Below are 12,201 nucleotides of genomic sequence, written 5' to 3' on the forward strand. Positions count from 1 at the left end.
TTGCTGACGGTGGATTTCGACACTCTCGGAGTGCGACCGGGCCAGCGAGTGCTGGATCTGGGGTGTGGTGCCGGCCGGCACGCGTTCGAACTCTATCGGCGCGGGCTGGACGTGGTTGCCTTCGACCACGACGAATCCGATCTGGCCGACGTGGCCGCGATGTTCGGCGCCATGGAGCAGGCGGGCGAGGTTCCCGCCACGGGGGCTGCCACCACCGTGCAGGGCGACGCGCTCGACCTGCCGTTTCCGGACGAATCCTTCGATCACGTCATCGCCTCGGAGATCCTCGAGCACATTCCCGAGGACGACAAGGCGATGCACGAGCTGGTGCGGGTCCTCAAACCGGGTGGGCGCGTCTCCGTCACCGTTCCCAACCGGTTCCCGGAGCGGGTCTGCTGGGCACTGTCCGAGGAGTACCACCGCGTCGAGGGTGGTCACGTCCGTATCTACCAGCGACAGCAGTTGTTCGGCAGGCTGCGCTCGGCCGGGCTGCGGCCGGTTCACCACCACTACGCCCACGCGCTGCACTCGCCGTACTGGTGGCTGAAGTGCGCGGTGGGGGTCGACCGTGATCATCCGCTCACGCGGTCGTACCACCGACTGCTGGTGTGGGACATGCTCCGGGCGCCGTGGTTGACCCGGAGCCTGGAGCGCGCCCTCAACCCGGTGCTGGGCAAGAGCATCGTCACCTACCTCTACAAGCCCGGGGTGACAATTGCCTGAGGTCCCGGCGGTCGACGGAGTGCTGTCGGCGACCGAGGTGGCCACCACCGTCGAATCCGTCCGAGCCGCCCAGGAACCCTCCGGGGCGATTCCCTGGTACCCGGGTGGGCACCTCGATCCCTGGGATCACGTCGAATCGGCCATGGCGCTGTCCGCGGGTGGGCACTTCGCCGCCGCCGAACGGGCCTACGACTGGTCGGCGCGCAACCAGCGTCCCGACGGGTCCTGGCCCATGCGGTTCCGGAACGGCGGGGTCGAGGACCACGGCGCGGACACCAACTTCTGCGCCTATCTCGCGGTCGGCGTCTGGCACCACTTCCTGATCACCGGTGACCGTGAGTTCGCGGCGCGGTTGTGGCCCACCGTACGAGCCGGGATCGATCTCGTGCTCTCGGCCCAACTGCCCCGCGGCGAGATTCGCTGGGCGGTCGGCGTCGACGGGAGCACGCTACCGGAGTCGCTGCTCACCGGGTGTTCCAGTATTCACCACAGCCTGCGCTGCGCGTTGGCGCTGGCCGAGTCGGTGGGCAGTCCCCAGCCGAGCTGGGAGATCGCGCTGGGGCGGTTGGGCCACGTGCTGCGTGCCCACCCGGAGGCGTTCACGAGCAAGGACCGCTACTCGATGGACTGGTACTACCCCGTCCTCGGCGGTGCGGTCCGCGGTGAGCAGGGGCGCGAGCGGTTGCGTGACCGCTGGTCCGACTTCGTGGTCGCCGGTCTGGGTGCCCGTTGCGTCTCCGACCACCCCTGGGTGACCGGTGCCGAGACCTGCGAACTCGTGCTGAGCCTGGACGCACTCGGTTGGCACGCCGACGCCGTTCGGCTGTTCCGCGAGATGCAGCACCTGCGCGAGACCGACGGTTCCTACTGGACCGGCTTCGTCTACAGCGACGGCAAGAACTGGCCCGTGGAGCACACCACCTGGACGGCGGCCGCCGTGGTCCTTGCCGCTGACGCGCTTTCCCGGACCACACCGGGAAACGGTGTTTTCCGTGCGCGAGAACTGCCGGACGGGCTGCTCGGCGAGAACGATTCCGAGTGCGGTTGCCTAACCGAGGTCGACCCCGCCACCGACGCGCTGCAGCACCCGTAGCGAGCCGGTGACCGAGACCTTGCGGAACTCACCGCTGTCCAGGGCTCTTCGGTAGATTCGGTACGGTGCTCGGCCGCCGTCGGCGGGATCGGGGAACACGTCGTGCAGCACCAGTGCTCCCCCACGGCGTATCCAGGGGGACCAGCCCTCGAAGTCGGCGCTCGCCGCCTCGTCGGTGTGCCCGCCGTCGACGAACAGCATCGAGATCGGGGTGCGCCAGATCGAGGCGAGCGCGGTCGAGCCGCCCACGACCGCCATGACCCGGTCCTCGAGTCCGGCATCGGAGATGGTCCGACGGAACCGTCCCAGCGTGTCCAGTCGTTCGGCCGCGGGATCCACCAGTTCGGGGTCGTGGTACTCCCAGCCCGGCTGGTGCTCCTCGGAACCCCGGTGGTGGTCGACCGTCACAACCAGGCCACCGGTCGCGGCGGCAGCGGCTCCCAGGTAGATCGCCGATTTGCCGCAGTAGGTACCGATCTCCACGGCGACCCCGTCGGCGAGGTACGTCATCGCTGTTTCGAACAACGCCGTGCCCTCGGAATCCGGCATGAATCCGGTCGCGGAGCGGGCTGCTTCGAGCAACCGCGGTGGCATTCGGTGCCGCGGTGCGTCGGCTGTGGCGTCTGTCGGCGAGGCTGCGGCCACCCTGGTTCCTTCTCGTGTCGCTGGACTGCGGACTGGCTGTCGAACGTGATTCTAGTAGGACCGCCCCCGCGGGGTTCCGCTGTTCCCGCTCGGTGGAACCCCTCGCGGGCTCTCGTGTGCCGGGGCGGCAGGACGGCCGGTGATGGAACTCCCCGGCCAGGTCCTCTCCCGTCTCGATCCCGCGCGGGTGGTTCGCATCCCCACGTCGTCGATCGGCCGATTAAGGCGGAAACGGGTAGCGTGGCCGTATGGCGTCACTCTCGCTGACCACCGAGCGGTTGTTGATACGCGACTGGAGGGTCGAGGACGCCGATGCGGCTTTCCGCATCTACGGCAATCCCGAAGTCGCGATGTGGCTGGCCCCCATGATGCAGCGCGTCACCGATCCGAGTGCGATGCGCTCGGTGCTGGAGGCGTGGGTGGAGTCCGCTCCCAATCTGGCACCGCCGACCGGGCGCTGGGCGATGGTGCGCCGCTCGGACAACGTGCTGATCGGTGGGCTCGCGCTGCGCCTGCTCCCGCCCTACGAGGAGGACATCGAGATCCGGTGGCAGGTCAGTCAGCACGAGTGGGGGAAGGGTTATGCCACGGAAGGTGCGCGGGCGCTGCTCGGGTGGGCGTTCACCCAGGACGTCGACGAGATCTTCGCGGTCGCGCGTTCCTCCAACGCACGTGCGGTCTCCACCGCGCGAAAGCTCGGCATGGAGTGGGTCGGTGAGACCACCAAGTACTACGGCCTGCTGTTGCAGGTCTTTCGCGTGCGACGAGCCGACTTCAACGGCCCGGTTCCGCCGCGGGAGTGACCCCGGCCGCGTTCGGCGCTCCCACGGCCGATCCACGCGTTTTCGCCCGCTTCCGCCGGGCCGTTCTCGGTAGCGGTGGGGAATTCGGTCCGGATTCCCGCTCGAAAGCGAAAATTCGGTTGTAGTACGGTTCGGGCGCAGAAATCATTTTGTCCTCCGGTGCGGATGTTGCCCTCCACCGGTGGAATCGTTCGCCGCCCGGCCCTTCGCTCTCGGGCCGGTTTTCGCTTTCCGGCTCCCGACGACATCGAGAGGTCCGGTTTCGCGTGGTGCCGAGGCACGGCCGCTTCCGGCGCGGGGACCGCGGTTCCCGCAGTACGCCCGGGGTTCCGTAACCCCGTGCTCTCGACGACGGGCTGCTGTTAGGCGAGTGCGGCGCCGCTCCGTTCCCGTCGGTTCGGAGACGAAAGCACGGCGATTCAGTCCCCGTTGTGGCGTTCGCTCGTAATTATCAGACACGTGACAAGAAGATCGTCCGTCATGCGCACCGGAATGCGTGTTGTTTCTTTCCCGGTGTTTCTTGCGTTCGCTCGTCTTGACACCGCCTGCCCCGCGTGAAAAATTCGCTCCGTTGCGGGATCCGATGTTTCGTGCTTTTCGTTTCGTTCGTTGTCGGTATTCGTGTTTCGCTCCCAGCGTGGGAAGGTGTTATGGAATCTACGGCCGCGGAGTTCGCGCCGCACGACGGGGTGACGACTCTGACCGGGTACCTGGACCGCTCCGTGGCGGAGCGACCGGATGCCACCGCGATCACCTTCGTCGACTACGAGGCGAGCAAGGACGGTCTCACCACTTCGTTGACGATCTCCGAACTGCATCGTCGTGTTCGCGCGGTGGCGGCCTGGACGGCACACCGCTGTGATCCGGGAGAACGGGTGGCGATCCTCGCTCCGCAGGGAATCGAGTACGTCATCGGTTTCCTGGGAGCCATCCGGGCCGGTGCCATCGCGGTTCCGCTGTTCCAGCCGGACATGCCCGGCCAGGAGGGCAGGCTCGATGCCGTACTCGACGACTGCGAACCGGCGTGCGTGCTGACCACGAAGGACGCGTTCGACCGGGTTCGGGAGGTGATCCGGCAGCGCGGTGGCCGTGCGCCGCGTGAGTTCCTGGCCGTCGACACCCTCCAGGAGGAGTGGTCGTCCGAGTCGCTTCCGCCGACCGCCGCACCGGACGACGTCGCCTACCTGCAGTACACCTCCGGTTCGACGCGGGTGCCAGCAGGCGTGCGGATCACGCACGCCAATGTGGTCGCCAACGCGCGACAGGCCCTGTCGGCCTACTTCGGCGAGCGGATCGAGGGCGGGGCCACCGTCAGCTGGCTACCGCTGTTCCACGACATGGGGCTGGTGCTTTCCGTGGCCGCCCCCGTGGTGGGTGGCATAAAGTCCGTGTTGCTGGATCCCGCGGCGTTCCTGCGGCAGCCGGGACGCTGGTTGCGCCAGCTCGCGGCGAACCCGCGCTGCATCACCGCCGCTCCCAACTTCGCCTTCGACTACACCGCGGCCAGGGTGACCGATCGGGAGAAGGCGTGGACGAGACTGGACCGGGTGGTCGCGATGATCAACGGCAGCGAGCCCGTGCTGCCGTCGACCGTGGAGCGGTTCAACCGGGCGTTCGAGTTCTGCGGTCTGCGCCCGGAGACCCACCGTTGCTCGTTCGGGCTGGCGGAGGCGACCGTGTTCGTCGCCACCAGCCCGGCCGGGACCGCTCCCCGGAGTGTTCGGTTCGACCGTGATTCCCTCGGCGGCGGGGCAGCGGTAACGGCGGACGACGATGCCCCGTCGAGCACGTTGGTCTCCTGCGGCAGCCCGCTCGGGCAGCGGGTGGCCATCGTCGATCCCGAGTCCCACCGCCCGCTCCCGGACGCGGCAGTGGGTGAGATCTGGGTGAACGGCCCCAACATCGGACAGGGCTACTGGAACTGGGACGGTGCCGCCTCCGACGAGGTCTTCCGAGCTCGATTGCACGAAGCCGGTGAGCTACCGGAAACCGGCTGGCTGCGCACCGGTGATCTCGGGGTTCGTTACGACGGTGAGCTGTTCGTGACGGGCAGGATCAAGGACCTGATCATTCTGGACGGTCGGAATCACTATCCGCAGGACCTGGAGCAGACCGTGGAACAGCGCTCCGAGGTGCGCAAGCACCACACCGCGGCGTTCTCCGTCAGCGTCGACGACACCGAACGAGTGGTGATAGCCGCCGAGTACTCCCGCTCGCTTCCGCCCGAACGACGGTTCCCCTCGGAGATCGAAGCGGCCCTGCGCAAGGACATCGCCAACGCGCACGGCGTGAGCGTGCACGAGCTGCTGCTGCTCGAACCGGACACCGTCCCCCACACGTCCAGCGGCAAGGTGGCGCGCCGCGAGTGCAGGCGGCGTTACCTCGACGGCGAACTGAGCTCGGAGAAGGCCCATGACTGATCGGTCGGAACTCGGCGAGTGGCTCGTGCACCGCATCGCCGAGCGCACCGGGATGCGCCCCGCACGGATCGAAACCGACCGGCCCTTCGACGAGTTCGGACTCTCCTCCCGGGACGTCGTGGCGCTGTCGGGTGATCTGGAAACTCTACTGGGCAGATCACTACCAGCCACGCTGCTCTGGGAGTTCCCCACGATCGAACGGCTGGCCGAAGCGCTGGCCGGTTCCGGTTCGGCCGGTTCGACCGTTGCCGGCACCGAACCGGCCGAACCGGTCGCGGTGATCGGTCTCGGGTGCCGTTTCCCGGGAGCCGACGGCCCGGAACGGTTCTGGGAGCTGCTGCGTTCGGGAACCGATGCCGTCGGAACCGTTCCCGACCGACGTTGGCAGGACTTCGCCCCCGGGCAGCGGAGCGTGCTGGACGATCTTCCCACCGCTGGCGGATATCTGGACGACGTCGCCGCGTTCGACGCGGGATTTTTCGAGGTTTCCCCGCGTGAAGCCGAGGTCATGGATCCGCAGCAGCGGTTGTTGCTCGAAGTGAGTTGGGAGGCGCTGGAGAACGCGGGTGTTGTTCCCGAACGCCTGCGGGGGTCGAACACCGGCGTGTTCGTGGGGGCAGCTGCCACTGAGTACGGCCAGCTGACCACCAGGGATCTCGGGGCGATCGACGCGTGGACCGGCACCGGCGGCGCGATGAGCGTGATCGCCAACCGCCTGTCCTACCTGCTGGATCTGCGCGGCCCCAGCCTCGCCGTCGACACCGCTTGCTCGTCCTCGCTGGTGGCGCTGCACCAGGCGTGCGCCAGCCTGCGCACGGGGGAGAGCCGCACCGCCCTGGCCGGTGGGGTGAACCTGCTGTTGTCCCCGGCGATAACCGCCAATTTCCACAGTGCCGGTGCGCTGGCAGCCGACGGGCGGTGCAAACCCTTCGACGCCGCCGCCGACGGCATCGTCCGTGGCGAGGGCTGCGGCGTCGTCGTGCTCAAACTGCTGTCCGAGGCCAATCGGGACGGTGACCGGGTGCACGCGGTGATTCGCGGCTCCGCGGTGAACTCCGACGGCCGTTCCAACGGACTCATGGCCCCCAACCCCTCTGCCCAGGAAGGACTGCTGCGTTCGGCCTGTGCCACCGCCGATCTCGATCCCGGCGTGCTGGACTACGTGGAGGCCCACGGCACGGGAACCCTGCTGGGGGATCCGATCGAGGCGACGGCGCTGGGGGCGGTCTTCGGTGCCGATCGCACGGGGGATCGGCCGCTGCTGCTCGGTTCGGTCAAGGCGAACCTCGGGCACCTGGAGGCGGCCGCGGGCATCGCCGGGATCATCAAGGTGGTGCTGGCCATGCGGCACGGCCGGCTACCGGCCACACCGCACTACCGGACTCCCAATCCCCACATTCCCTTCGAACGCGCACGCCTGGAAGTCGTGGGGCAAGACCGCCCCTGGCCGGAGTACTCCGGCGTCGCACGGGCCGGTGTCTCCGGTTTCGGATTCGGTGGCACCAACGCGCACGTGCTGCTGGAGTCCTGGCCGGACCCGCCCGAGAGCGTCCGGGAAGTCGCCGGACCGCACACGCTGTTCCTGTCCGGAAGTACCGATTCCCACCTGCGGCGGACGGCGGCGCGGTTGGCCGAACGGCTGCGAGACCCCGAACACGCCGACACTCCGGTCACCGACATCGCCCACACCCTGCTGCGGCACCGCAGGCAGCACGCGCGGCGCGGTGCGGTCGTCGGTCAGGACCGCGCTCGGCTCGCGGAGGGGGTGGACGCTCTCGCCACCGGGGACACCGCGGCCGGAGTGGTGCGCGGGCACGCCGGGTCGGCGGGCGAACCGGTATGGGTGTTCTCCGGCTACGGTTCGCAGTGGCCCGGCATGTGCCGTGCACTGCTGCGGGACGAGCCGGTTCTCGCGGAGTCGTTGCGGCGGAACGACACCGAGTTCAGCGCCGTGACCGGCTTCTCGCTGTACGAGGCGCTCGCGACGGGAGCCGAACTCGACGGGTTGTACCGAACCCAGCTCGGACTGTTCGGTACCCAGCTCGCGCTGGCGGAACTGTGGAAGTTCCACGGCGCACGACCGGGCGCGATCATCGGGCACTCCATGGGGGAGGTTGCCGCCGCCGTGGCGGCCGGTGCGCTGGACTACGGCACGGGACTGCGGGTCATGGACACCCGCACTCGGCTGCTGGCCGAGATGGAAGCCGCGGGCGGTGGGGCCATGGCGGTCCTGGAGGGATCGCCCGATGAGGTCGCCGAGCTGGCGGACTGGTTTCCGGGGGCGGTAGTGGCGGTGCACACCTCCTCCCGCCGTTGCACCGTCGCGGGCCCGGCCGACGAGATCGAGCTGCTGGCAGCGCACTTCCGGCGTCGTGACCGCGTGGTGCGGGTGCTCGACGTGGCCGGAGCCGGACACACCTCCGCCGTCGATCCGCTGCTGGGCAGGTTGCGGGAAGAACTGGCCGACCTCGCCCCGGCCACCCCGGTGATTCCCGTCTACAGCACCGTCGAGCACGAATCCGGGGTCACACCGACGTTCGACGCCGATTACTGGGCGCGGAACCTGCGTCGCCCGGTGTTGCTGGATCGCGCCGTTCGGGAGGCGGTGGCCGGTGGGTTCGACACCTTCGTCGAGATCGCCCCGCACCCGATAGTCACCTCCGGTGTCGAGGAGTCGGCGGTCGACGCGGGCGTGCGGGATCCGCTGCTGGTGTTCGCCTCACGACGGGACACCGAAGAGACGGCGACGTTCCGCGAGAACCTCGCCCGACTGCACGTCAACGGACGACTGCCCGAACCTCCCGGCCTTCCCACGGGCAACATCGCCGAGCTGCCGTTGCCCGTCTGGGAGCACGAGCGGTACTGGATCTCCGTCGCCAGGACGAACTCCGCCGGGGGAGAGCACCGGCTGCTCGGGCATCACGTGGAGCTGCCGGACGGCGGACACGCCTGGCAGGGCGAGATCGGGACCGGCTCCCTTCCCTGGTTGGGCGACCACCGGGTGCACGACACCGAGGTCCTGGCCGGTACCGGGTATCTGGAGATGGCGCTGGCCGCCGCCGGTCGAGTGCTGGACCTGCAACCGGACCGTCTGCTGCTCGGCGGGCTCGAACTGCACGACATGCTCGTGCTCGCTCCGGAGCTGACGGTCACCACGGTGGTCACCCCGCACGAGCCCGAGCCGTACGGCACCGCTGGTGTGACCGTCGAGGTACACAGCCGTTCCGCGAACGGCGGTTGGCACCGACACGCCGTCGCCGAGGTGATTCGTACGACGCCCGAGGAGCCGGCCGGTCGTGACTCCACCGATCGGGCCCCCACCGCTGTCGCGGACGGGGGCGAACAGGTGCGGCTGTACTCCGCGCTGCGCGCGGCGGGCCAGGAGTACGGACCGGCCTTCCGACCCGTGCAGCGGGCGCACGCCGGTGACGCGAGCGCGGTGGCCGAGCTGGCGTTGCCCCCCGAGGCGGGGAGCTGCCAGGAGTTCCTCGCGCATCCGGTGATCACCGACGGCTGTCTGCAGACTCTCGTGGCGGCCGCGATCGGTACCGACGGTTCCGCGGAAGTCGAGCTGTTCGTTCCGGTCGAGTTGCGCGACGTGCGGCTGTTCCGTCGCGTGCCCTCCCGGGTTCGTTGTCACGCCAGGCTGGTCACGAGTCCCGGAGAGCCGGAGGTGACCGGATCCGTGTTCGTCACCGACGAGCACGAGCGCGCGGTGCTGCGGATCGGCCTGGTCCGCGCACGCCGCGTGGGGGCCACTCCCGTACCGCGTGATCCCGCCGAAGCCGGATTGCGGCTTTGCTGGGAGGAGTCCGACCCGCCTGAGCCCGCCCGCGGTGGCGGTGACTGGCTGCTGTTCGGTGCGGCTCCGGAACTGGCCCAGCGGCTGCGGGAGCGTGGTCGGCGTGTCACCAGCGCTACGCCGGGGCCGGACGACGGACTGCCGCGGCGCTTCGACGAGGCCGAGCGCTTCCTGGACGAAGCCGTGGCCCCCGCCGGAATGGTCGTTCTCGTCGGGGAGGAGAACACCCTCGAAGCCCACTTCTCGGCAGCGCGGGAGCGGTTGCTCCGGTTGGCGGGGCTGGTGCGGGTCCTGGAGGCCCACGACGGTGCTCCCGCGAGGTTGTGGCTGGTCAGCACCAGCTCGGCCAACGCGGAGCTTCGGGCGTTGGTTCGGGTGCTCACCTTCGAACATCCCCGGGTGCGCGTTTCACTCGTCGAGGCGTCCGGGGCGGACGCTGAGTCGTTGGCCGACGAGCTGTGCGCCGACTCCGCCGAGGACGACGTACGTCACGAGCAGGGCCGTCGTCACGTCGCCAGGCTGCGCGGCGTCCGGCCGGAGTCCTCGGTCGCCACACCCGCGGTACGGCCGCAGTCCTATCTGATCACCGGTGGGCTGGGCGGTCTCGGCTACACCTTCGCCCGGTGGCTGGCCGAGCGGGGCGCCGCTCGGGTGGTGCTCAACGGCCGCCGCGAGCCCGCTCCGGACGTCGAGCGCGACATCGAACGACTCCGCGCGGGTGGAACCGAGGTCGTCGTGGTCACCGGTGACATCGGTGAAGCCGGCACGGCCGAGCGGTCGGTCGCGGCCGCCACCGATGGCGGGCTCGCGTTGTGCGGAGTGCTGCACGCCGCCGGAGACCTGGACGACGGTCCGTTCACCGAGTCGACCGAGCAGGGGCTGGAACGCGTCTGGCACGCCAAGGTCGGGGGCGGCCTACGGCTGCACGAGGCCACCCTCCGCTCCGAACCGGACTGGTGGGTCACCTTCTCCTCGGCGGCGGCACTGCTCGGCTCACCGGGCCAGGCCGCTTACGCCACCGCCAACGCGGCCCTCGACGACCTCGTGCGGTGGCGCCGTGCACAAGGGCTCGTCGGCACCAGCGTGCAATGGGGAGTGTGGGGTGAGGTGGGGGCCGCGAGCGAGTCGTTCACCGGTGTGCTGCGGCCGTTGTCCACTGCCACCGGCACCGAGGCGTTCGAGATTCTGCTGGGGACCGAACAGCCCGTCACGGGAATGGCGTGGCTCGACGGGAACCGGGCCGGTCGGATGTTTCCGGAACTGTCCGCGCGCCCGTTCTTCCGGCACGTGGTTGGCGAGGAACCGGGTGCCGCTGTCGGCACCGACCCCGAACAGCTCCGCTCCGTCACCCCGGAAGAGGCGCTGCGCACGGTGACTTCGACGCTGACGCGGTTGCTGGGCGAGATCATCGGCACGGCCGCGGCCGATGTGGACCCCGACCGACCGTTGACCGGGCTCGGACTCGACTCGCTGATGGCCATGCGAGCTCGCAACGCGGTCGAACGCGAGTTCGGGGTCGGTATAGCTCCCGCCATGCTGTTGCGGGGTTGCAGTACCGCCGAACTGGCGAACCAGCTGCTCGTCGACCTCGGCGTCGAGTCCCCCGGTTCCCAGCGGGTGAACGCCGAACCGGCAGCCCCTCGCGCGATCGGTGCGCGCGATGCCACGGAACGCTGGCTGTCGCACCTGTGGCGCGAAGTTCTGGGGCTGGACAGCGTGGGAGTCGACCAGGACTTCTACCGGATCGGCGGTGACGAGCTCCTGGCGGAGAAGGTCACCGCGGCGGTGCGGGAGCGGTTGGGGACCGAGGTCCCGGAACTGTTCGGACAGCCCACGATCGAACGGATGGCCGATCTCGTCCGGGACTCCTTCGAGTCGTCGGACGGGCCGGTCCGGACGCTCCGTGCCGAGGGGCGGGCCACGCCACTGTTCCTGTTCCATCCCGCCGGTGGCCCCACCAGCGTGTACCAGCCACTGGTCGAACGGCTCGGCGGGGAGCAGCCCTGCTACGGCATGGAGCGGTTGGACCAGTACGAGACCGTTCCCGAGAAAGCCACCCGCTACATCGAGCTGATCCGCGAGATCCAACCCGAGGGGCCCTACCGCCTGGGTGGCTGGTCCTTCGGCGGATGTCTGGCCTTCGAGGCGGCACGTCAACTGGCCGACCGTGGCGAGGAAGTGGAGACGGTGCTGCTCATCGACTCCATCCTGCCGCTGCCCGCTCCGGAGTTCTCTGACGAGGAACTGATAACCCGCCGCTTCCGGCGGTTCGTCGAACACATCGAGCACACCTACGGGGTATCGCTGCCGGTTCCGGTGGACGAGCTGGACGAGTTCGACGAGCGGGAACAGATGGAACGGGTCATGTCGGCGCTCGCGGGCGACGAACTCGGTATCGGCGCCGGTGTGCTGCGGCACCAGTACACATCCTATGTGGACGCCAGAATCGCGGAGCGCTACGAACCGGGTCGCTACGAGGGGCCGGTGGTGCTGTACCGCGCCGCCGCGGCCGAAAGCACCACGACCACCCTCGATCCCCGCTACCTGCGGTCGGACGACTCGCTCGGTTGGGACGACTACGCCGCGGACCTGGAAGTCGTGCGGGTGCCCGGTGACCACCTCTCGATGATCGACCCCCCGCACGTCGACGTCATGACCGACCACCTCCGGCGACTACTCGGCATCGGTGACAGCAGTGAAGTCAGGGAGTGACTC

General features: G+C 69.2%; 6 protein-coding genes. 5 read left to right on the forward strand and 1 reads right to left on the reverse strand.

Annotation, left to right across the window (positions count from 1 at the left end):
* Positions 1-723 carry a methyltransferase domain-containing protein gene (locus BM150_RS06170; protein WP_092925101.1) on the forward strand — a complete coding sequence of 241 codons (723 nt, stop codon included), beginning with the start codon at positions 1-3 and terminating at the stop codon, positions 721-723.
* Positions 716-1,816, forward strand: coding sequence for a prenyltransferase/squalene oxidase repeat-containing protein (locus tag BM150_RS06175; RefSeq protein WP_092924901.1), 1,101 nt, complete (start codon positions 716-718; stop codon positions 1,814-1,816). The genes BM150_RS06170 and BM150_RS06175 overlap by 8 nt, the downstream gene beginning before the upstream one ends.
* Here the strand turns inward: BM150_RS06175 and BM150_RS06180 are convergent.
* Positions 1,772-2,410 carry a class I SAM-dependent methyltransferase gene (locus tag BM150_RS06180; RefSeq protein WP_092924902.1) on the reverse strand — a complete coding sequence of 213 codons (639 nt, stop codon included), beginning with the start codon at positions 2,408-2,410 and terminating at the stop codon, positions 1,772-1,774. The genes BM150_RS06175 and BM150_RS06180 overlap by 45 nt on opposite strands.
* Before the next feature lie 299 nt (positions 2,411-2,709).
* Here BM150_RS06180 and BM150_RS06185 point away from each other — a divergent pair, with 299 nt between their 5' ends.
* The 3 genes from BM150_RS06185 to BM150_RS24885 all read left to right on the forward strand — a co-directional run bounded on the left by BM150_RS06185 (position 2,710) and on the right by BM150_RS24885 (position 12,198).
* Positions 2,710-3,264, forward strand: a complete 555-nt coding sequence (locus tag BM150_RS06185) for a GNAT family N-acetyltransferase (protein ID WP_092924904.1) — start codon at positions 2,710-2,712, stop codon at positions 3,262-3,264.
* 650 nt (positions 3,265-3,914) lie between these two features.
* Positions 3,915-5,684: a fatty acyl-AMP ligase gene (locus BM150_RS06190; RefSeq protein ID WP_092924906.1), complete on the forward strand. Its 1,770-nt coding sequence runs from the start codon at positions 3,915-3,917 to the stop codon at positions 5,682-5,684.
* Positions 5,677-12,198 carry a type I polyketide synthase gene (locus tag BM150_RS24885; RefSeq protein WP_092924908.1) on the forward strand — a complete coding sequence of 2,174 codons (6,522 nt, stop codon included), beginning with the start codon at positions 5,677-5,679 and terminating at the stop codon, positions 12,196-12,198. Before BM150_RS06190 ends, BM150_RS24885 begins: the two co-directional genes overlap by 8 nt.
* Positions 12,199-12,201: the final 3 nt, after the last annotated feature.

The organism is Actinopolyspora alba (assembly GCF_900112765.1).
GTDB lineage: Bacteria > Actinomycetota > Actinomycetes > Mycobacteriales > Pseudonocardiaceae > Actinopolyspora > Actinopolyspora alba.